Annotated in this window: 20 protein-coding genes; 19 read left to right on the top strand and 1 reads right to left on the bottom strand. The window is 61.7% G+C overall.

Translation table 11 applies throughout. The features are described from left to right. Positions 1–25: 25 nt before the first annotated feature. From M1L53_RS09590 to M1L53_RS09510, 18 genes are all read left to right on the top strand, one after another. Positions 26–1,720 carry a cutinase family protein gene (locus tag M1L53_RS09590; protein WP_007735070.1) on the top strand — a complete coding sequence of 565 codons (1,695 nt, stop codon included), beginning with the start codon at positions 26–28 and terminating at the stop codon, positions 1,718–1,720. A gap of 160 nt (positions 1,721–1,880) precedes the next feature. Continuing rightward, entirely contained in the window at positions 1,881–2,210 is a 330-nt protein-coding gene (gene hypA, locus M1L53_RS09585; protein WP_073512368.1) for a hydrogenase maturation nickel metallochaperone HypA, read from the top strand. Positions 2,211–2,212: 2 nt separating this feature from the next. After that, positions 2,213–3,025 carry a hydrogenase nickel incorporation protein HypB gene (hypB, locus tag M1L53_RS09580; protein WP_054188565.1) on the top strand — a complete coding sequence of 271 codons (813 nt, stop codon included), beginning with the start codon at positions 2,213–2,215 and terminating at the stop codon, positions 3,023–3,025. A gap of 181 nt (positions 3,026–3,206) precedes the next feature. Then, positions 3,207–4,322, top strand: coding sequence for a hydrogenase expression protein HypE (locus tag M1L53_RS09575; RefSeq protein WP_042922651.1), 1,116 nt, complete (start codon positions 3,207–3,209; stop codon positions 4,320–4,322). A 54-nt stretch (positions 4,323–4,376) separates the two neighbouring features. Next, positions 4,377–6,170, top strand: coding sequence for a nickel-dependent hydrogenase large subunit (locus M1L53_RS09570; protein WP_054188564.1), 1,794 nt, complete (start codon positions 4,377–4,379; stop codon positions 6,168–6,170). A 3-nt stretch (positions 6,171–6,173) separates the two neighbouring features. Beyond that, entirely contained in the window at positions 6,174–7,076 is a 903-nt protein-coding gene (locus M1L53_RS09565; RefSeq protein WP_054188563.1) for a NifU family protein, read from the top strand. A gap of 19 nt (positions 7,077–7,095) precedes the next feature. Beyond that, entirely contained in the window at positions 7,096–7,716 is a 621-nt protein-coding gene (locus tag M1L53_RS09560; RefSeq protein ID WP_054188562.1) for a DUF5947 family protein, read from the top strand. Next, complete coding sequence (locus M1L53_RS09555; RefSeq protein WP_054188561.1) at positions 7,713–8,351, top strand: DUF6084 family protein; 639 nt, start codon at positions 7,713–7,715, stop codon at positions 8,349–8,351. The genes M1L53_RS09560 and M1L53_RS09555 overlap by 4 nt, the downstream gene beginning before the upstream one ends. Beyond that, the gene (locus M1L53_RS09550) at positions 8,348–9,709 is read left to right on the top strand and encodes a hypothetical protein (protein ID WP_030535600.1); all 1,362 of its coding nucleotides are present in this window, start codon (positions 8,348–8,350) and stop codon (positions 9,707–9,709) included. Before M1L53_RS09555 ends, M1L53_RS09550 begins: the two co-directional genes overlap by 4 nt. A gap of 48 nt (positions 9,710–9,757) precedes the next feature. Then, positions 9,758–9,877: a DUF6893 family small protein gene (locus M1L53_RS34870; RefSeq protein WP_003942178.1), complete on the top strand. Its 120-nt coding sequence runs from the start codon at positions 9,758–9,760 to the stop codon at positions 9,875–9,877. Between the two features lie 6 nt (positions 9,878–9,883). Beyond that, positions 9,884–10,378 (top strand): hydrogenase maturation protease, encoded by a 495-nt coding sequence (locus M1L53_RS09545; protein WP_030535599.1) that lies wholly within the window; start codon positions 9,884–9,886, stop codon positions 10,376–10,378. Positions 10,379–10,381: 3 nt separating this feature from the next. Continuing rightward, complete coding sequence (locus M1L53_RS09540) at positions 10,382–10,669, top strand: HypC/HybG/HupF family hydrogenase formation chaperone (protein WP_042450715.1); 288 nt, start codon at positions 10,382–10,384, stop codon at positions 10,667–10,669. Further along, complete coding sequence (gene hypF / locus M1L53_RS09535; protein ID WP_054188560.1) at positions 10,666–12,954, top strand: carbamoyltransferase HypF; 2,289 nt, start codon at positions 10,666–10,668, stop codon at positions 12,952–12,954. Before M1L53_RS09540 ends, hypF begins: the two co-directional genes overlap by 4 nt. Positions 12,955–12,970: 16 nt before the next feature. Then, positions 12,971–13,270 carry a HypC/HybG/HupF family hydrogenase formation chaperone gene (locus M1L53_RS09530; RefSeq protein ID WP_003942168.1) on the top strand — a complete coding sequence of 100 codons (300 nt, stop codon included), beginning with the start codon at positions 12,971–12,973 and terminating at the stop codon, positions 13,268–13,270. After that, positions 13,267–14,379, top strand: a complete 1,113-nt coding sequence (gene hypD, locus M1L53_RS09525; protein WP_007735088.1) for a hydrogenase formation protein HypD — start codon at positions 13,267–13,269, stop codon at positions 14,377–14,379. The genes M1L53_RS09530 and hypD overlap by 4 nt, the downstream gene beginning before the upstream one ends. Next, positions 14,369–15,439, top strand: a complete 1,071-nt coding sequence (hypE, locus tag M1L53_RS09520) for a hydrogenase expression/formation protein HypE (RefSeq protein WP_007735089.1) — start codon at positions 14,369–14,371, stop codon at positions 15,437–15,439. Before hypD ends, hypE begins: the two co-directional genes overlap by 11 nt. After that, positions 15,439–16,188: a DUF6390 family protein gene (locus M1L53_RS09515; RefSeq protein WP_030535596.1), complete on the top strand. Its 750-nt coding sequence runs from the start codon at positions 15,439–15,441 to the stop codon at positions 16,186–16,188. The genes hypE and M1L53_RS09515 overlap by 1 nt, the downstream gene beginning before the upstream one ends. Before the next feature lie 31 nt (positions 16,189–16,219). Beyond that, entirely contained in the window at positions 16,220–18,037 is a 1,818-nt protein-coding gene (locus tag M1L53_RS09510; protein WP_054188559.1) for an ABC transporter ATP-binding protein/permease, read from the top strand. 82 nt (positions 18,038–18,119) lie between these two features. Here M1L53_RS09510 and M1L53_RS09505 read toward each other — a convergent pair whose 3' ends face one another. Continuing rightward, positions 18,120–20,444, bottom strand: coding sequence for a LuxR C-terminal-related transcriptional regulator (locus M1L53_RS09505; protein WP_051720813.1), 2,325 nt, complete (start codon positions 20,442–20,444; stop codon positions 18,120–18,122). Positions 20,445–20,678: 234 nt separating this feature from the next. Between M1L53_RS09505 and M1L53_RS09500 the strand changes: the two genes are divergently transcribed. Further along, positions 20,679–22,343 carry an alpha/beta-hydrolase family protein gene (locus M1L53_RS09500; protein WP_054188558.1) on the top strand — a complete coding sequence of 555 codons (1,665 nt, stop codon included), beginning with the start codon at positions 20,679–20,681 and terminating at the stop codon, positions 22,341–22,343. Positions 22,344–22,388: the final 45 nt, after the last annotated feature.

Here is a 22,388-nt window from a genome sequence, read left to right as displayed (position 1 = left end):
TCCAAAAGTTGATTGGGGAGAAGATATGCCGGTTCGTGGGTTCTTTTCGCGACATCGAATACTGGCGGGTGCAGTAGCGCCCGCAGCGCTCGGCGTGGCCGCACTGGTCGCGGTTGCGGTCGCTGTGGACTCTCCGGAGTCACGCACGATCGAGACACAATTGACGTCGTCGGTCACCGAGTGTCACGACATGGTCAGCATCGCGGTTGCCGGTCGACACGACACACCGGACGCTTCGACGGTGAAGATGTTGCTGGGAGCCGACGGGAAGCCGCTGCCGGCCGCCCTGTCCGGTGACTACAAGAGTGAACGCGTCGACCAGGTGATCAACCCGGCAGGCTCCGTCAACGCGAACAAGCCTGGCTCGTACGCGGCTGTGTATATCGCGTACCCGGCCAACATGGCGTCCTACGAGGATGCCGTCGCTGCCGGCGCTGCAAATACGCAGTCCGTGATGAGTGCCATCGCCAAGGAATGCCCGAAGACTCAGTTCTCGATCGTCGGGTACAGCGAAGGCGCCGATGTGGTGCGTCGCGTCGCGATGGACATCGGTACGCAGGAGAACAACGAGTTCGGGGTCGACCCGGACAAGGTTGTCGGTGTGGTCATGCTGGCGGATGCAGGCCGTGAAGCGGGCGACGGCACGTTCCTCGGTGCCACGAATCCGTTCACGAACCCGGATAACTTCAATACGAAGTACCAGAACGGCACCTCCGCGACACCTGGCGAAGGTGTACTCCCCGGCACTGCCGGAGGTTTCGGCAAGCTGAACGGCAAGGTCGCGTCCTTCTGCTCGGACGGTGACTTCACCTGCTCGGCTCCCAGCAACATCTCTCTGTTGATCTTGGCGGCAAATGTCGGTCGGCAGTTGAACATCGACCAACTCGAAGCGCAGGGTCTGAACCCGGCCACCGGTCAGGACGTCGCGGTGGTGTTCGGCCAGATCGTCTTCGAGGCGTTCGCAGACATTTCGTCCAATCCCAACTGGATGCAGAGTGACGAGACATTCCTTCAGGTGATGCTCAAGGTCTCGGATCCGGAGTACAAGCCCGGAAAAACACCCGCGCCGGCGCCGGTAGCCGAGGGCGAGACGGTGTCCACCGACAAGGTGTCTCCGCTGGCATATCTGCCGCAGAAGCTTTTCAAGGAGATTGTCGGTCTGATTGCTACCAACCAGAACACGATTCCCGTGATCTTGAGCGACCCCTACCAGCAGACACTCGCTCCAGACGTCGGACACCACTTCGATTACTGGCGAGATGCGGATGCGGCCAACGGCAAGCCGTTGACTTCAGCTGAGTACGCAGCGGCCTGGCTCACCTACCTCGCCCAGCAGGCGAAGGAAGGAAAGCCCGTCGACACAACTGCGAAGCCGACCCCGGAACAGATCAGTGCCGCTGTCGATGCCTACATGGCTGACGGCAATGCTGAGGGCGACGCCGCGGTGGCTGAAGGCACCGGAACCGGTCAGGCACCGGCCGGGACCACTGGCTCCACGGGATCTGCTGGAGCGCCCGCAACCACGTCACAGGTGCCTGCGGCAGGATCGGCGTCGGTCACATCGGGAGCGGTTGCCACTCCGACGGGTTCGGCGGCAGTGACGCCGACGTCGACAGTTCCGACCACACCGGTAGCGGGAACGGATGCAACGACGGCCCCCCCGACTACGACAGTGACGTCGACGACCACGACGACGAAGGTGCCGGTTCCGAACCCGTAATCCTTCTCGCCGGCGTTCGTCACACGAATAACGCTGTCACAGGCTGCGATCCGCAATTAGTTGCGGATCGCAGCCTGTTTTCGTGTACGGGTTACGCACAACGACCGTTGGTGCTTATCGTGGAAGGGAGGTTTCCGGATCACGAATCGTGGGTTTCACCGTGCACGAGCTGTCCATTGCGCAGAGTGTGGTCGAAGCCGTGTGTGAGCGTGCCGGCGAGCGACGAGTATCGAGCGTGCGGCTTGAAGTAGGGCAACTCTGCGCGGTGGTTCCACACTCTCTGCTGTTCTGCTTCGACGTCGTCACCGCGGGTACTCACGCCGAAGGTGCCAGCTTGCACATCGATGAGATTGCAACCAGCGCGCGATGCAAAAGCTGCGGCGTGATGTTCTCGCCGCCCGACATGTTCTTGCTGTGTGAATGCGGCAGTGCTGATGTCGAGGTGCTTGCCGGCCGAGAGTTACGGATCCTGTCGATGGAAGTGAGCTGAGCATGTGCGCGACGTGTGGGTGCGGGGACACCACAGGACCTCGGGTGTCGGTAGTCGCAGACGGAGAACACGAGCAGGAACACGACGATCATGGGCACGGTCACGGGCACGGTCACGAGCATGACCATGAGCACGGCCACCCCGACCACACCGTGATTCTCGAGCAACAGGTGCTCGCCAAGAACGACGGCATTGCGGTTCACAATCGTCAGTGGATGCGGAGCCGCCGAATCACGGCGCTCAACATCATGAGTTCCCCCGGCGCGGGGAAGACGACATTGCTGGCGCGAACCATCCGGGAGCTCGGATGTCAGCGACCGATAGCCGTGATCGAAGGTGACCAGGAAACCCGGCTCGACGCCGAGCGGATCCGAGAGACCGGCGCGTCGGTGGTGCAGGTGAATACCGGGGCCGGATGTCACCTCGATGCCGCGATGATCGACCGCGCACTGCGCGCCTTGGATCCCGCTGAAGAATCGCTGCTTCTGATCGAAAACGTCGGAAACCTGGTGTGCCCCGCGCTCTTCGACCTCGGCGAGGAAGGCAAGGTTGTCCTAATTTCGACGCCGGAGGGGGCAGACAAGCCGAAAAAGTACCCACACATCTTCGCTGTCGCGGACCTCGTGGTGATCAACAAGATCGACTTGCTCCCATACGTCGAGTTCGACGTCGATGCCTGCGTCGAGCAGGCGAGAATACTCAATCCTGCTGTGCGCGTTGTTGTTTTGTCTGCCACGACAGGTGAGGGCATGGACGAGTGGTACGAGTGGATCGGTAGTCGTTCGGCGATTTCTCCGGTGGCCGTTGACAACTGATCTGCTCGGGTAGTTAATGAAATGAGTGGGTGCCACGCAAGTGGGCCGAGGTTCGACTCCGGTGGCGTCAGCGTTTCGGTGCCGCGGCAATTCGAGGCCACAGAGTCTTGAGGCCATAGCGTGTCAGGCCAGTCGCGGCGCTGAGAGTCAAGGCGCAAGTGCACCCGTGAAAGCGGCTGACATGGACACACAAAAATCGACTGCTGGCACCACGGCGGAACCTGCCTCCGAAAGCGCAGCTACCCCCGCAAGCGCAGCGGCCAAAGCGGAAGAAACTCTGATCCACGTGCTGTGGATCAATGCCGGTCTCAGTTGCGACGGAGATTCGGTGGCGCTCACTGCAGCCACGCAACCCAGTATCGAGGAGATCGCGCTCGGTGCGTTGCCCGGCCTGCCTCAGGTGGCGGTTCATTGGCCGCTCATCGACTTCGAATGTGGACCGCAGGGTGGCGCTGACGATTTCCTGGAGTGGTTTTGGAAAGCCGACCGGGGAGAACTGGAACCCTTTGTTCTTGTTGTCGAAGGATCGATACCGAACGAGAAACTTCACGACGAAGGGTACTGGTGTGGTTTCGGGAACAATCGCGAAACCGGCCAACCGGTCACCACGAGCGAATGGCTCGACAAGCTGGCACCGAAAGCGACTGCGGTAGTTGCGGTCGGTACGTGTGCGACCTACGGCGGCATACATGCGATGGCCGGCAATCCGACCGGTGCGATGGGTGTGCCGGACTATCTCGGGTGGACCTGGAAATCGAAGGCGGGCATCCCGATCGTCTGCGTTCCCGGGTGTCCCATTCAGCCGGACAACCTCTCCGAGACCCTGACTTATCTTCTGTACATGGCCACTGACCAGGCGCCGATGATTCCCTTGGACGAATCCCTGCGCCCGCAGTGGCTTTTCGGTGCCACCGTACACGAGGGCTGTGACCGTGGTGGGTACTACGAGCAGGGTGAGTTCGCGACGGAGTACGGGTCACCGAAGTGCATCGTCAAACTCGGATGTTGGGGACCGGTCGTGAAATGCAATGTCCCCAAACGTGGTTGGATCAACGGAGTCGGCGGGTGTCCCAACGTCGGCGGGATCTGCATCGGGTGCACGATGCCGGGGTTCCCCGACAAGTTCATGCCGTTCATGGATGAACCACCTGGCGGCAAACTCTCCACCAATGCGGTGGGAATGTACGGGTCCGTGATTCACAGTCTGCGCCGGATCACCGGAAACACGTTGGACAAGGAACCGCACTGGCGCGAGCGCGGGTCGAAATTACTCACTGGTGCGACGCGTACGTGGTGACCGACCGGATACATTCAAATCAGTTCGTGAGCAACGTCTCTGGGAGGCACTGCAATGACGGCCATCGTTCCCGAACCCACCTCGACTGCAGACCGCGACGGTCTTGTCGAGATGGCGTGGGACCCCATCACCCGAATCGTCGGCAGTCTGGGTATCTACACCAAGATCGACTTCGCCAATCGCGAAGTGGTGGAGTGTCACAGCACGTCGTCGATCTTTCGCGGGTATTCCCTGTTCATGAAGGGGAAGGACCCGCGCGACGCGCATTTCATCACCAGTCGTATCTGCGGCATCTGCGGTGACAATCACGCCACATGCTCGTGCTACGCACAGAACATGGCGTACGGCGTCAAGCCGCCGCATCTGGGCGAGTGGATCGTCAATCTCGGCGAGGCCGCCGAGTACATGTTCGACCACAACATCTTTCAAGAGAATCTTGTCGCCGTCGACTACTGCGAGAAGATGGTCTCCGAGACGAATCCCGGTGTGCTGGCGCAGGCAGAGAACACGCGCTGCCCGCACGAGGAGCAGCACGGGTATCGCACGATCGCGGACATCATGCGGACTCTCAATCCGTTCACGGGTGAGTTCTATCGCGAAGCGTTGCAAGTCTCGCGTTCGACTCGCGAAATGTTCTGCTTGATGGAGGGCAGGCACGTTCACCCGTCGACGCTCTATCCCGGCGGCGTCGGCACCGTCGCGACGATCGAACTGATGACGGACTACATGTCGCGGCTGATGCGGTACGTCGAATTCATGAAGAAGGTCGTGCCGATGCACGACGACCTGTTCGACTTCTTCTACCAGGCGATGCCTGGTTACGAAAAGGTTGGCCTGCGGCGGACCCTGCTGGGTTGTTGGGGATCGTTCCAAGACCCCGAGTACTGCAATTTCTCCTACAAGGACATGACCGACTGGGGCCGGAAGATGTTTGTCACTCCCGGTGTGGTTGTCGACGGAAAGTTGGTCACCACGGATCTGGTGGACATCAACCTCGGTATCCGAATCATGCTGGGCTCCTCGTATTACGAGGACTGGAGTGATCAGGAGATGTTCGTCAAAACCGATCCGCTGGGTAACCCGGTCGATCGCAGGCACCCGTGGAATCAGCACACCAACCCTCACCCGCAGAAGCGGAACCTCGAGGACAAGTACAGCTGGGTCATGTCACCGCGATGGTTCGACGGAAAAGACAACCTTGCTCTGGATACGGGCGGGGGAGCATTGGCTCGCCTGTGGAGCACCGCTCTGGCCGGCCTGGTCGACATCGGATACCTGGAGTCGACCGGACACAGTGTGAAGATCAATCTTCCGAAAACAGCTCTGAAGGCTCCTGTCTCGCTCGAGTGGAAGATTCCCGAACATGGCAGCAATACCCTCGAAAGAAACCGCGCGCGAACGTATTTCCAGGCATACGCAGCCGCGGCTGCCCTTCATTTCGCCGAGAAGGCGCTTGTCGAGATCCGGGCCGGCCGGACCAAGACGTGGGAGTCGTTCGAGGTCCCGGACGAGGGTATCGGTTGCGGATTCACCGAAGCCGTCCGCGGAGTTCTCTCACATCACATGGTGATTCGTGACGGAAAAATCGCGAACTATCACCCGTACCCACCGACACCGTGGAATGCGAGCCCGCGCGACAGCTACGGAACCCCCGGTCCGTACGAGGATGCCGTGCAGGGTCAGCCGATCTTCGAGGAGAACGATCGCGACCACTTCAAGGGCATCGACATCATGCGGACCGTGCGTAGTTTCGATCCCTGCCTGCCGTGTGGTGTTCACATGTATCTCGGCGGTGGCAAGACCCTGGAGAAGTTGCACTCTCCGGCGCAGTCCGTGACCGGGGAGTGATCGATGGAGCAATCGGCCGACTACTGGCGCGGAGCAGGTGAGCGCATCGAGACGTTGTTGCAGGCCAACGTCGGCGCAGGCCCGGTGGCGAGAGATCGCGCCGAGCAACTGGTGCGTGAGGTCGTGCAGTTGTACGGCGCAGCACTCGAACGCACCGTCGCTCTGGCAGATCCGGCCACGATGGATGCGATGGTTCGCGACGATCTGGTGTCCAGCCTGCTACTGGTGCACGGACTTCACCCGCACGACGTGGAGACCCGCGTCCGCACTGCGCTCGACAGCGTGCGTCCGTACCTCGGTTCGCACGGAGGCGACGTCGAACTGATCGAGGTGGCGGACGGCGTAGTGCGACTACGGCTTCTCGGAAGCTGTAACAGTTGCCCTTCGTCCTCGGTGACCCTCGAAACCGCGGTCCAGGACGCGGTGCAGGCGGCGGCGCCCGAGACCACCGGAATCGACGTCGAAACACCGGATCCGCACGAGGTGAAGTCGGGTGTGATCTCGGTCGAGTCCCTGTTCTCGCACGTTCACGCCGACGGGGGAGGTACGCACTGGGTGGAGGTCCCCGAATTCGCCGAAGTCGAGGTGGGAGAGGTCGCGGGCTTCCGCGTGTCGGGCTCCGATCTGTTGGTCTGCCGCTCCGGTGACGATCTGTACGCGTATCGCGACCATTGCCCGGTGTGTGAGCACTCGATGGCGGGGGCTGTGCTCGAACGCATGATGGGCCGTCCTGCCCGAGACGCCGCTGTCCTCACCTGTCCGACGTGCTCTGCCCACTTCAGTGTGTACGGGGCGGGAGCGCGGGTGGGCACCGGGACCGAGCACCTGGCGCCTGTGCCGGTGCTGATTCGCGACGGAGTGCTCTCGGTCGCGCTTGCTGACGAGTCTGTGATATCGGTGACCTAGCCGTGAACGCAGCCGGGTCATGAAAGTCACTGTGGGAGAGGTGCTCACACGAATCGCCTCGTCGCGTGTCGTTCCGGCCGGACCGAGGTGTGAGATGTGTGCGGCGGGCATAGGCGACGAACACCAGCACGTCGTGGACGTACAGGTCCGGAGCCTGATGTGCGTGTGCCGACCGTGCTATCTACTCTTTGCACCGGTCGACGCGGACCTTCGATACAAAGCGGTTCCCGATCGGTACCTCGAGTTTCCGGACTTCGACCTCGGCCCTGGCCGGTGGGAGTCTCTGGAAATCCCCGTCGGCCTGGCATTCTTCTTCCGCAACTCACTCCTCGACAAGTACATAGTCTTCTATCCGGGACCGGCCGGAGCTACCGAATCCGAGTTGCCTATCGACTCGTTCGAGACTGTGCTCGAGGAGAATCCGGGGCTCTCGCAGATGCGGGCTGACGTCGAGGCGTTGATCGTGTCGGTGCCCACGTCAGGACAATCGCCGAGATGCTTCGTTGTTCCCATCGACGCCTGTTACGAACTGGTGGGACGATTGCGCACCGTGTGGCGCGGATTCGACGGTGGCCAGGATGCCGCACGCGCAGTGGACGAGTTCTTCGGGCGCGTCGAGGCGCGAAGCAGGTCGGCATGACTGTTCTCGACTTCTCGGTCGACAACATAGAGGTGGAACCGTACGCGGTTACGCCGAATCTGACGGTGAGATTGAGAATGTCGGAATCCACCGGCACGACCGTCCGTGCGGTGGCTCTGCGCGCGCAGGTACGAATCGAACCACACCGCCGACCGTACTCCGACGCCGAAGGCGAAGGTCTGCGCGATCTCTTCGGTCCGCGGGAGCGTTGGTCGAGTACGCTGCGCACCTTCCTGTGGATGGAATGTTCCACGGTCGTTCAAGGATTCACCGGAACAACGGTCGCGGCCTTGCCCATGGCGTGTACGTACGACTTCTCGGTGACGGCGTCGAAGTACATGCACGCACTCGGAGACGGAACGATTCCGATCGTGGTTCTACTCAGCGGCACGGTATTCACCGACGGACCGCGTGGTTTCTCCGTGCAGCAGATCCCGTGGGACAGATCTGCTGCCTACGAATTGCCGGTCGACGTGTGGAAACAGCTGATGGCTGCGCATTATCCGGCGTCTGGTTGGGTACGCCTCGACCATGAGACGATTGCCGATCTCGTGCGGTTCAAGGCAGCGCACGGCCTCACGGACCTCGATTCAGCCGTGCGGCAGTTGCTGACGGCGAGCCAGGTGCCGCGATGACTCGAACGGGGATGGATCACGACGTTCGGGCCGTGGCCGACGCCGTCCTGTACGAGGGATATCTTCTCTATCCCTACCGGGCCGGCTCGGCGAAGAATCAATCCCGTTGGCAGTTCGGGGTTCTCGGACCGCCCGGCGCCGCCGAGGTCGGAGTCGGTGAGGAACCGTCGATGTCCGCGCAATGTCTGCTCGGCGAATTCGAGCGGAACGGCGTCGAAGTTTCTGCGACTGTGAGATTTCTGCACCACCAGTCGCGGACGGTTGAACGACTCGGCGCCGGCGGGGCGTGGATCCCGGTCGATCGGTTGGTTGTCGGCGAGCGGGAGTCGATCTCGTGGGACGAAGCCACCGAGTCCGAGATCGTGTTGGGTCCGTGGGGTCTGGACGAACTCGAGGCCGGCGTCGAAGAAACCTTCTGTGCGGCCGGAGTTGTCGAAGGAGAGACTTTGTCGGACTCTCGGGGCAGGGTGGTCGGACGGATCGTTCGGACACGGCTTCCGGTGAATGGCCTCTTGGCAGTGAGCGCCTCCGCCGGGGACGGACGCACGGTGATTTCCGTGACGATCATGAACGCCACGAGCGTCGACGCACGGGACAAGGGCACGGCCACCGCGCAATCGATGCTGGGGACTCACGTCATTGTGAACTGCACAGGCTCGAGGTTCCTGTCGTTGTTCGAAGAAGCAGATCACTCGGAGCAGTTGCGGCAAAATCGCTGTTATCCGGTGCTTGCGGGGACCGAGGACCCCACTCACCCTGGCACATCTCCCACCGTTCTGGTGTCACCGATCATCCTGTACGACTTTCCCGAGATTGCGCCGCAGAGCGAGGGATCTCTCTTCGACTCGACCGAGATCGACGAAATTCTCACCCTGAGAATCCTTGCCATGACCGACGAGGAAAAGGCGCGGGCGCGAGCTACCGACTCCAGAGCTGCCGACATCATCGACCGATGTGAGCGATTGACGGACGACGATCTAGCCGGCCTGCACGGCGTGCTGCGAGATTCGAATGCCGGTTCTGATCTGATACCCGAGGTGCCTGACGGTGTGGACTGGTGGACCCCGGAAGCCGACACCAGTGTCCAACCACGCACCGACGCAGTTCTGATCAACGGCGTCCGTGTCTCTGGTGGAAGTACGGTTCGGCTCCACCCCTCACGCCGCGCTGATGCTCAGGACCTGTTCTTCGACGGCCGGATCGCCCACGTCGCCACCATTCATGAAGACGTGGACGGCGACATTCATGTTGGGGTGACACTGTTGGACGATCCGGCCGCCGATCTACACAACTGGTACGGCCGCTACCTGTACTTCGCGCCGGACGAGATAGAGCCGATGCCGCGCGACAGCGCGTGACGTACTCACAGGTATCGAACTTCACAGCTATCGAGAGGAGAACTCGCCATGAGGAGCATGGGATTGCTGTCGACGGCACTTCTCGGCGCCACCGCGATCGCAGCCGCGATCGTCCTGGTGGTGTCGATGCCGGACATCCAGCGCTATCTGCGAATGCGAAAGATGTAAAGCGCTGTGCGCGTGCTGATTGCAGGTGTCGGGAACATATTTCTCGAAGACGACGGATTCGGCCCCGAAGTTGTTCGGGCGCTGCAGCATGAGAATCTCCCATCGGGAGCTCGCCTGGTCGACTACGGGATTCGGGGCGTGCATCTGGCGTACGACTTGTTGGAGTCGTGGGACGCCCTGGTCCTGATCGATGCCTTACCGGCGACCGGAGTCCCGGGCAAGCTCGCGATCATCGAAGTGGACCCCGAAAGTGAAGGCCCGCAAGGAGGTTTCGACGCGCACTCGATGCATCCGAGTTCGGTGTTTGCCAGCCTGCAGGCCCTCGGCGGAACACTCCCGCGGACGTTCGTGGTGGGGGCACATGCGAAATCGATCGGCGACGGAATCGGATTGAGTGCGGAGATGCGTGATTCGGTAAGGCAAGCCGCTTCGGCGGTGCTGGCACTCGTCCGGTCCATCGACGTGGACTGTGATGCCACCACACTGGGGCCGGAGGTGTGAGTCATGTGTCTGGGGATTCCGGGACGGGTACGCGAACTACTGGACGGATACGGCGGTCAACTCGCTCTCGTCGACGTGGAGGGGGCACCACGCAAGGTCAACATCGGAATGCTCGACGAAGGCACCGTCACTGCAGGTGACTGGGTGGTGATCCACATGGGCTTTGCAGTCGAGAAGGTCGACGAGCAGGAAGCTCGCCACGCTCGGGCCGGCCTCGAACTGATGGGCCGTGGTGGCCACGACGGTGAGATAGTCGACTCCGATACTGGTAACGGCGAGGTCGGGACATGAAGATCGCCTGCCGTGTCATCGTTCGTGGCGTAGTCCAGGGGGTGGGCTTCCGGCCGTTCGTCCATGCGACCGCCACCGAACTGGGACTGTCGGGTTCGGTGGGAAATTCTGCTCTCGGTGTCGTGATCGACGTCGAAGGCGACGGAGAGACAATCGATGCATTTGTCGCTCGGGTGCGAAACCACCCCCCACCGCTGGCACGGGTGGAGTCGGTAGAGCGCGAGGACTCGCGGCCGGTTGGTCGTGAGGGGTTTTGCATAGTCGAGACGGATGCGGGGTCGGTCGGGCGAACCTTGGCGCCGGCGGATGTCGGGATCTGCGACGACTGCCTCCGGGAACTGACTGATCCGAGCGATCGGCGATATCGTCATCCATTCATCACCTGCACCAACTGCGGTCCGCGATTCACGATCATCGAATCGCTGCCCTACGACCGGGCCGCTACGACGATGAAGCGATTCCCGTTGTGCGCGAACTGTGCGGCGGAGTACGTGGATCCCTCCGACCGCCGGTTTCATGCGCAACCGATTGCCTGCCCGCAGTGCGGTCCAACGCTATCGTTCGTGGAAGGGGACGCGCCCGCCGTGACCGGTGAGGGTGCACTGCTACGAGCCCGATCCCTACTGCGAGACGGGAAGATTCTTGCTGTCAAGGGAATCGGAGGATTTCACCTGGCTTGTGATGCCCGCGACGACCGCGCGGTTCACGAGTTGCGTGAACGCAAGCATCGAGCAAGCAAGCCGTTGGCGGTGATGGTGCGCGATGTGCCAGAAGCCAGAGAGTTGGGTGTGGTCGGTGATGCCGAGGCTGATGCCATGTCCTCGCGCGAGCGCCCGATTGTGCTGGTTGCCAAAGCGTCTGGATACGCGCTTTCCCCCTTGATTGCCCCCGGCATTCCGGATATCGGAATCATGCTGGCCTACAACCCGATTCAGCATCTTCTTCTGGGTTTGGCCGGAGAAGAGGCGGGCCCAGCGGTGTTGGTCATGACATCGGCGAACATCGGCGGTGAGCCGATTCTGTACTCCGACAACGATCTCGAACGATTGGGTGACCTGGCCGACGGGGTATTGACCCACAACCGTCCGATCTTGATGCCGTGTGACGACTCGGTGATGCGAATAGTCGGCAGTGGAAGACAGTTGCTTCGTCGCTCGCGCGGATATGCTCCGCTGCCCGTCACCGCGCCGTTCGACGTACCGCCTACCTTGGCGGTCGGGGCCGACCTGAAGAACACCTTCTGTCTTGCCGAGGACGGATATGTGTGGCCGAGTCAGCACATCGGAGACATGGGCGACCTCGCTGTCATCGACAGTTTTGCTGCGTCGGAGAGTCACTTCGAATCGATCACGGGGGTGGTGCCGCACCAGATCGCCTGTGACGAGCATCCTCGGTATCGCTCGTCCTCGTGGGCTCGCAGTCGTAGTGGTGACCGACCGGTGCGCATCGTCGGGCATCACCACGCACATGTGGCTTCCGTGATGGGGGAGAACGGCCGGGACGGGAGCGAACCAGTTCTCGGAATAGCGTTCGACGGCACCGGCTACGGGGCGGACGGCGCAGTGTGGGGAGGGGAACTACTGCTGGCGACGTACAAGGGTTATCGCCGTCTCGCGCATCTGGGATACGTACTGCTGCCCGGTGGCGATGCCGGAGTGGAACGGCCGTACCGAATGGCGCTCGCCCACCTGTGGCATGCCGGGTTGGACTGGGAATCCGACCTCGCGCCCGTGGCAGCCTGTCCGCCCCGAGAGCAGTCGGTCCTACTTCACCAGATGGAAACCGGTTTCGGGTGCGTGGACACCTCGAGCATGGGGCGGTTGTTCGACGCAGTCTCCTCGCTGACCGGGGTCCGTCAGAGGGTCGACTACGAAGCGCAGGCTGCCATCGAGTTGGAGGGGGTGTCGAGGGGAGTCGACAGCGCCGGTTCGCGGTACACCTTCGATTGGACGCAGTCGGACGACGATTCGTGGACAGCAGATCCGCGGTCGGTCATTCGGGCTGTTGTCCGCGATCTCCGGGAGAAGTTGCCCGCTGAAGTGATCGGCGCCCGTTTCCACGAATCCGTAGCGCACCTGGTGCTCGAGTGGGCAATTCGTGGCCGGGAACTGGCGGGAGTGGACGAGGTAGTACTCACCGGAGGTGTCTTTCAGAACCCTCTACTGCTCGTTCGGGCGTGTGCTCTGCTCTCAGACGCTGGATTCACGCCGTTGACAGGACTGGAGTTGCCGCCGAACGACGGCGGTCTCGCCTACGGCCAAGTGCTGGTGGGGAGTTCGTCATGAGGTCAGGAGTTGTGTCATGTGCCTAGCCGTACCGGGACGTATCGAGTCCCTGGAGGAACGCGACGGAACGACGATGTCGGTGGTGAACTTCGGTGGCGTCCGAAAAGAAGTGTGCCTCGAGTACATTCCGGGCGCCCAAGTCGGCGAGTACGTCGTGGTGCACGTCGGATTTGCCATCCAGCGACTCGACGAGGAATCCGCTCGCAGCACGCTGGCGGAATTCGAGCACCTCGGCGTACTCGAAGAGGAATTCGGTGACGGGTTCGAAAGGGCTGCCCGGGCCGCGGGGATCGAACCGAAGGAGACGGAATCATGAAATATCTGGACGAGTTCTCCGATCCGGAACTGGCCGGCAAACTGCTGGATCAGATCCGTGCGCTGGCCACACGGCGATGGGCGATCATGGAAGTGTGTGGTGGTCAGACACATTCGATCATCAGACACGGCATCGATCAATTACTTCCCCAACAGATCGAGATGATCCACGGACCCGGATGCCCGGTCTGTGTCACCCCGCTCGAGATCATCGACAAAGCTCTCGAAATCGCGGCACGACCCGATGTCATTTTCTGCTCCTTCGGGGACATGTTGCGAGTTCCGGGGAGTTCGTCGGATCTGTTCCGCATCAAGAGCGCCGGCGGTGACGTGCGGGTGGTGTACTCACCGTTGGATGCACTGACTATCGCCAAGGAGAATCCGGGCCGGCAAGTGGTGTTCTTCGGGATCGGATTCGAGACCACCGCGCCGGCCAACGCCATGACCGTCTATCAGGCCAATCGCCTGGGTATCGAGAACTTCTCGCTACTCGTCTCGCACGTTCTGGTCCCGCCGGCGATGGCCGCGATCATGGATTCGCCAGAGTGCCGCGTGCAGGCATTTCTGGCGGCCGGGCATGTGTGCAGTGTGATGGGAACGTCGGAGTACCCGGCGCTGGCCGAGAAGTACAAGGTCCCGATCGTCGTCACCGGATTCGAGCCGCTGGATCTGCTGGAGGGCATCCGAAAGACGGTGCTGCAGTTGGAATCGGGTCGATACGAGGTCGAAAATGCCTACGCCCGTGCCGTCACCGCGCAGGGCAACACCGCAGCGAAAGCGATGCTCGAGGATGTGTTCGCCGTGTCGGACCGGACGTGGCGCGGCATCGGATCGATCCCGGACAGCGGTTGGCAGCTGGCACCGAAGTATGCGTATTTTGATGCCGAAGAGCGTTTTTCGGTGACCGATATCCATACTGACGAGTCGAGCGTCTGCCGTTCCGGAGAAGTGTTGCAAGGTTTGATCAAGCCACACGAGTGCAGTGCCTTCGGGAAGGAATGCACTCCTCGGAATCCACTCGGTGCCACGATGGTGTCGTCCGAGGGGGCGTGCGCCGCGTACTACCTGTACCGGCGCCTGGAACTTCAGGAGGCGGGTCATGCCGGCTGAGGAGACCGCTGTCGTGGACTTGTCGGCGTGGGTCTGCCCACTGCCGCTGCGTGATTCGCCGAACATCGTCATGGGGCACGGTGGTGGAGGAGCGATGTCCGCCGAGCTCATCGAGCACCTGTTCCTGCCCTCGTTCGGAAGCGCTGCCGATGCAGAACTCGGTGACTCGGCCGTATTCGACGTCGGCGGGGTGCGGCTCGCGTTCTCGACCGACTCGTATGTCGTCAAACCCATGGTGTTTCCCGGCGGAACTATCGGCGATCTCGCTGTCAACGGAACGGTGAACGACCTGGCGATGGCGGGAGCGCAGCCATTGGTGATGTCGACGGCATTCATCCTGGAAGAAGGGACGGCGCTGACCGACATCGCGGGAATCGCGAAGGCGCTCGGTGAGGCCGCGCACGTTGCCGGCGTTCGGCTGGTGACAGGTGATACCAAGGTCGTCGATGCCGGTCACGGCGACGGAGTCTTCATCAACACCGCAGGAATCGGGATTGTCGCAGACGGGGTGGACATCAGCCCCACTCGCGCACAAGTGGGTGACGTCGTGATCGTCAGCGGCGACATCGGCGTTCACGGCGTGGCCGTGATGAGTTGTCGCGAAGGTCTCGAATTCGGGACCGAAGTGCGCAGTGATTGTGCGGCCCTGAACGGCGTGGTGGCCGACATGATTGCCACCGGTGTCGACATCCACGTCCTGCGCGACCCTACGCGGGGCGGAGTCGCCGCGACCCTCAACGAGATCGCTCAGGCGTCGAACATCGGGGTTGCGCTGGTGGAGCGAGATCTGCCGATTCCCGCTGACGTGCGCGACGCCTGTGGGCTACTCGGCTTGGATCCGTTGTACGTCGCAAACGAGGGCAAGTTGATCGCTTTCGTTCCACGCGAAGATGCCGCCCTGGTTCTGGAAGCGATGCACGGCAATCCACTGAGTGTGGGAGCCGCCGTGATCGGGGAGTGCGTGGCCGAACATCGCACAATGGTGGTGGCGCGTACGGCATTGGGAGGCAATCGGGTAGTGGATTTGCCGGCAGGTGAACAACTTCCTCGGATCTGCTGATGACTGCCGTCGGTATGAACGGGCCGGCATTGTTTGCCCGCTACGCGTATCCGCCGAACGAGTTGGGTTACTGCGGACCCGACGATCCTTCAGTGCTGCTTCGTCTGGCCAGCGGCAACTCGGGCAGCGGCGACCGTGATCACGCTCGTCAATTCGACGGTGCGTGGCCGTACCTCGAGGCATTGGCTGTAGGAGCGGGCATCGACGACCCCCTGGATCCGCGAGTGATCGAAGCCTATTGGGTGGGAGGTGATCTCCTCGACTCTCTCGATTCGGGGAAGTTGTTACAGCACTTGAGGGGGGCATTCGGTGAACGCGAGAACACCGGGTTCCTCCCCGTCCTCGGGGGTCGGGACCGCGCGCTCGCGCACCACAGTTTTCACGTATTTCTGGTGTATCCGTGGGTCAAGCTTCTTCGGAAGCGCGGTGCGGTCCCACTGTCCGTCCTCCAGAACTGCCGGATCAGATGGGGAGTGGTCGAGGACGTCGGCGAGGAGCATGCATTGGTGGTTTCGTCCCCGCTCGAGTTCGACGGTGAGCAACTCGCACGCGGCCGACCGGCAACGCAGAGAGTGCGGTGGAGGGTCGAGGGCAACGCGCTTGCGGCGATGCCCGTCCCCGGCGCTGTGGTGACGATGCACTGGGATTGGGTGTGCGACAGGATAACGGCAGAGCAATCACGTGCATTGGATGCCGCGGAAGACTCGGGATTGCGGATCGCGAACCGAATGCTGTCGACCGATATGTGATCGTCAGTTCCCCTCCAGGACGGAGGCTACGGTGAATTGGGGTAGCGCGGTAACGGACAGCGCACTGTGGTTGGCAGAGGCATATGCGATCACGGTAGTGGTTCTCGTCGTCACCGCGCTGCTGCTTGCTCGGTATACCTTCTGGGGCAACCAGTTTCGGCGAATGGCTTGGCCCTACTTCGATCCCCGGCGCACCGTCATTCCGCTGTCGATTCTCGCGTTACTGCTGCTGCTCACGATATTCGGTGTCCGCGTGACGGTGTTGTTCTCGTACTGGTACAAGGATTTCTACGACGCCATTCAGAACCTCGACGAAACCGCTTTCTGGCACTACCTGCGAGTGTTCGCGATATTGGCCGCAGTCCACGTCGCTAGCTCACTCGTCGTCTACCTGGTAGGCCAAACACTCGATATCAATTGGCGCAGTTGGCTCAATGACACATTGACCGACGATTGGCTCGACGGCCGCGCCTACTATCGCGGAAACTTCCTGGAGAACCCGGTCGACAATCCGGACCAACGTATTCAGGCAGACATCACCGCATTCGCGACGTCGTCCCGCACGTTGTCCATGGGCGCCGTCGCCGCAATGGTCTCGATCGTCAGCTTCACCAAGATCCTGTGGGATCTGTCCGGTCCCTTGACTGTTTTCGGTGCCGAGATTCCGCGAGCGATGATCTTTCTCGTCTACACCTACGTGTTGGTGACCACGGCACTCGCATTCTGGATCGGCCGGCCTTTGATCATGCTGAACTTCTTGAACGAGAAACTCGGCGCCAGCTTCCGGTACGCGTTGGTTCGACTACGGGAGTACGGCGAAAGCATCGCCTTCTATCGCGGAGAGAACGTCGAACGACGCACGCTCGGACTACGTTTTGCTGCAGTGATCCGCAATATGTGGGCGATCGTCTTCCGGACGCTCAAGTTCAGTGGCTTCAATCTGGCAGTGGATCAGACAGCGGTGGTGTTTCCGTTTCTGGTCCAGGGATCTCGATTGTTCAGCGGGCAGATCACTTTCGGCGACGTGATGCAAACTGCTCAAGCATTCGGCCAGGTGCACAATTCGTTGTCGTTCTTTCGAGAGTCTTATGCCGATTTTGCAAGTTTCCGGGCCACACTGATCCGTTTGACCGGGCTCGCCGATGCCAATCGACGTGCCCGCGCACTTCCCGTGCTCGACGCGTTCTCCGCTGGCAGTCATTTGGTTGTTCGGGGACTCGACGTGCGCACGCCGGTTGGTGAGGCGTTGATCTCCGAACTCGACATGTCACTGGGGCCCGGCGATGCACTGCTGGTGAAGGGTCCGTCGGGTAGCGGCAAAACCACGCTGCTCCGCAGCATCGCGCAGTTGTGGCCGTACACAAACGGTTCCGTGACCACCCCGGTCGGAGACGTCCTGTTCCTCTCACAACGGCCATACCTACCATTGGGTTCTCTGCGCGCGGGTTTGGCATATCCGGACCAGTTGCCCTCAGGTCAGCCGAACACCGGGCGCTCGAACTTCGACGACCGCAGGCTCCACGACGCGCTCGCCGAGGTGCATCTCGCACATTTGATCGGTCGGCTCGACGAGCCGGCTGATTGGACTCGAATTCTGTCGCCGGGCGAACAACAACGGTTGGCGTTCGCCCGAGTCCTCCTGATCCGACCGCGAACCGCATTTCTCGACGAGGCGACATCCGGAATCGACGAAGGCCTCGAGTACACGCTCTACGACATCCTTCGCCGTGAACTGCCCGACAGCATCATTGTCAGCGTCGGGCATCGCAGCACTCTCGACGTTTTTCACAATCGACAACTCGAACTGCGCGGTGCAGGACACTGGACTCTCGCTGATCACGAAGGCTGAGAAAACTTTCGACGGTCGGATTCTTGCGACAGGATTCGGCCGGGTTACCCGCCGCGCCGCGATCGATCGAAGACACCGACCGTCACGAGGTCGAAGGGTTGCGGAAGTCGTTTGTGCGCTGGAGCACCCAGGCCGCAATCCTGGTGCGCGAGCCGTACCCCAGTTTGTTCAGTATGTGATCGACGTGGCCGTCGACAGTGCGCTGAGAAATGACCAGCTTGTCCGCGATTGCTCGGTTTGTCAGGCCCTGTGCGACGAGTTCGGCCACCTGCTGCTCCCGCGGAGTCAGCACTTCGTCGGCCGCCGATTTCGGTGATCCACCGGGCGGTTGCCCTCTCAGCGCGCGGGCCGCTGCGTCGTCGAGAGTCAGAGCTCGTCCATGATCGAATGCTGTTTGAAACACCCTGTCTCCGAGCCGGTTACGAGCCTCGGTCACGCTGTTTTCGTGGTACGGGACCATGCTCCTGAAGGTGTCCATCGGGCTGCCCGTGGCGGTGAACAGCGTGTTGGCAGCTCCCATCAGTGTGGCTGCCAGCTTTGCGTCCCGGTCGACAAGCGTCCACGCGATTTCCTCGAGGCACCATGCACATCCGAACTGGTTACCCAGCCCTCGCAGCAATCGGAGAGAATCTTCGAGTAGCTCGATACCGCGAGCGTGGTTGCCATGACGCCATAGGGCGGATCCGTAGTCCGACATCGTCATCGACCGCCACAAGATTTCGCCGCGCGATTCGGTGAGGGCCAACTCCTCCTCGTAAATACTTGCAGCCCGGTCAGTTTCGCCGAGTGCGTCGACGACGAAGGCGAACCAGTAGAGCGCGGGTACCAGACGGGCGATGTCGTCGTTTGCCCGGAATGCTGCGACAGCCTGCTCCAGGTACTCGGCGCCGCGCACGAGATCGCCGTCGGCGACCGCGACGAATCCGAGCGTGTACCGCGCCAGTATGCGACCGTCGTCGTTCCGCTGCATCTCGGCCTGTCGCCGAGCCTCTTCGGCAATGCTTGTCGCCGAAGCGATATCTCGTTGGAGGGCTGCCAGCAGTGCGCCTGTCGCGGCGGCCTCGACTACCGCCTCACCGAGAGTGCCCTCGGTCAGTTCGGGCACCTCGGCCAGGGCGCGACCCAACCAGTAGCGACCTTCGTTGAATCGACCACGTGCAAGCCAGTAATCATGCAAGGCACTTGCGGTACGCAATGTGGCTTCGACCGAGTCGGGTTCGGTCAGACCGAATTCCAACGCGGTGCGCACGTTGGGTAAGTCGCGGTCGATCCGCGTCATCCAGTCGATTTGGTGCGGCCCCGTCCAGTCGACTCCGGCGCGGAAGACGAGTTGCCTGAACCACTCACTGTGCCTGCGCTGCAGCGAGACCCACTCGTCGACTGACACCAGTTCACGCCCGTAGTCGCGAAGAGTCTCGAGTAGGCGGTAGCGGACGTACGAGCCGTTTTGTTCACGGATGAGGATCGACTTGTCGACAAGGGACATCACGAGATCGCCCAAGTCGTCGTTCTGTGCTTCGTCGGCGAGAATTCCTTCGACGGACCCGAGATCGAAGCTACCCGCAAATACGCTCGAGTTCGCCCACAACGACTTCTCCGGCGGCGTACACAGATCGAAGCTCCAGTCGATACTCTGTGCAAGCGTTTGTTGACGCGCTGGAGCGTTCCGGCTGCCCCGCGTCAGCAGTTGGAAGCGGTCGTCGAGTTTTTGCAGGATCTGATCGACCGACATCGCCCTCAGTCGGGCAGCCGCCAACTCGATCGGCAGCGGTAGTCCTTCCAACCGGCGGACGATCTTCTCCACAGCCGCGCTGTTCTCGCTGGTGATGCGGAAGTCCGTCACGGAGGAACGTGCCCGCTGCTCGAACAGCATCATCGCATCACCATCACGGGTGTCGGTTGGCGACGGCGCCTCGGTGGGAAATCGCAGAGGCGGCACCCGTAATACCATCTCGCCGGGAATGTCGAGCGGTTCTCGGCTGGTCGCCAGAAGTGCCAATCGGGCACAGCACCGGAGGAGTTCGGCGGCGGTGTCGGCCACCCAGCCGATGAGGTGTTCGCAATTGTCCAGAACAAGCAGGACCCGTTCGTCGACGAGACGGCCGATCAGTACCGATCGCGGTGACCGCGTAGATCGGTCTTGTACTCCGAGTGCGGCAAGAATCGTCTGATCGAGAAGTGCCGGCTCCCGCAGTTCGCTGAAGTCGACGAACCAGACGCCCCCGGGGAACGCACGAGAGGAATCATCGGCGGCACGGAGCGCCAAGCGGGTTTTGCCGACCCCACCCAGGCCCGTAAGGGTCACGAGCCGGTAGTCCGACAGCAGGCGTCGGACTTCTTTGGCCTCGGACCGGCGACCGACGAAACTGCTCAGTTCGATCGGTAGGTTTCCTCGTTTTGCCGCCATGAGAATCGCGCCGAATTTGTACGTGCTGAGTGGATTGACCCCACACAGTGTACGCGGACTCGCGTGTGTGAAATCTGTCAACGCACCACCGGTGTTTGTCCGTGATTGCCGTTGGGTCGAAGCTTTTCGGTGCATGACGCGGAATAGCGAACACTTTCCACCGACGTAGTTCGCGCCTCATTCGAAAGGGATGAGAGGCGCATTTCATCTTTCTGGCGCACTTACGATTCGGGCATGAAACGTGTGTGGGAAGGTGTGCGGCGCTACGGCAAGACGCTGCACTCGGTCGGGTTGTCGTTCGGTCTGGTGTTTTTCGTCCTCTCGATGAGCCCGTCCCTCTTACCGCGCGCGTGGTACCTGCAGGGCGTGGCAACCGGTATTTCCGTCGCCACCGGGTACGGCATCGGTGTGAGCGTGGCGTGGATGATCCGCAAATGCGGAGTCGAACCGAGATGGTCGGACCGGACCAAGCGGATCGGTTGGGCCGTACTCGCCGTACTGGCAGTGATATTGGTGCCTCTGTTTCTGATCTTGGGTTCGTGGTGGCAGCAGATCGTCCGTGATCTGGTCGAGGCGCCTCGCGTGAACCGGGCGAACTATCTTCTGGTGCTGCTGATTTCGCTGGTGGTGTGGTTGACCTTGTTGGAGGTGGGTCGTGGTCTGCGGTATCTCACCAGAGGGCTCGCTGCCGTTGCTCTGCGGTTTGTTCCCAAGGAAGCAGCGAAAGTCGCGAGCTTGGTCGTCGTCTTCGCGTTGGCGATCTTCGTCGTCAACGGTGCCCTCTACAACGGGCTCATCGCTTTTGCGAACTGGAGTTTCTCCGGCGCGGACAACGACACGCCCGATGGTATCGACCAGCCTCTGATCGCCGAACGCAGTGGTTCACCCATGTCTGCCGAGGCATGGGATTCGCTGGGCAAGGAGGGTCGCACTTTCATGGGTAGCGGGCCGTCTGCGGTGCAGATTTCCGCGCTGACCGGCCGGGACGCGAAGCAACCCATCCGCGTGTACGCCGGCCGTGAGTCGTCGGATTCCGTCGACGGTGTCGCGCAGCGGGTCGTCAACGAACTCGAGCGCACCGGCGGCTTCGACCGTGCCGTCCTGGCAGTAGTGACCACCACCGGCCGCGGCTGGGTGAACGACGACGTGGCGTCCGCTTTCGAATACGTCCAGGGCGGCGACACCGCCATCGCGGCGATGCAGTACTCGTTCCTTCCCAGCCCTTTGGCATTCATCGCCGATCGCGAAACCCCGATGGCCGCAGGCCGGGCGCTGTTCAACTCTGTCTATGCGAAGTGGATCGATCTGCCGCTCGACAAGCGCCCCAAGCTTGTCGTTTTCGGCGAGAGCCTCGGATCGTACGGGGGACAGGCCGCGTTCGCGGGAGCACAGGACATGGCGACGCGGGTGGATGGGGCGTTGTGGTCGGGGACTCCGAACTTCACCGCTCAATGGCAGGAGATCACCAGCAGTCGTGACTCCGGCTCACGGGAAGCCGTGCCGGTGATCGACGACGGGCAGTCGATTCGTTTCGCTGCCTATCCGGAGGATCTCGAACTGGATGCGCCGTGGAACGACTCACGCGTCGTGTACTGGCAGCACGCCAGCGACCCAATTGTCTGGTGGTCTTTCGACCTGCTTCTGAACAAGCCGGACTGGCTTGCCGAGCCTCTCGGCCGTGATGTCGATCCGGGAATGACGTGGATACCGTTCGTGACATTCTGGCAGGTGACACTCGACATGGTCTTCTCGGCGGACGTTCCGCCAGGTCACGGGCACAACTACGGTGCCGAGGCGGCGGACATGTGGGCGCGGATCCTGCACCCCGACAACTGGTCTCAGTCGGACACCGACGCGATTCGCGGCGCTCTGACGAACGACTTTCAACCCACCAAGTAGTAGTGCGGAGTGCGGACCTCGTGACGGTCTCTCGTCGTTGGACCG

It is taken from the genome of Rhodococcus sp. T9N, assembly GCF_024436645.1.
Taxonomy (GTDB): Bacteria; Actinomycetota; Actinomycetes; order Mycobacteriales; family Mycobacteriaceae; genus Rhodococcus_F; species Rhodococcus_F qingshengii.
The sequence above is the reverse complement of the archived record's forward strand: the minus strand, read 5'-3'. Positions and strand labels throughout refer to the sequence as shown.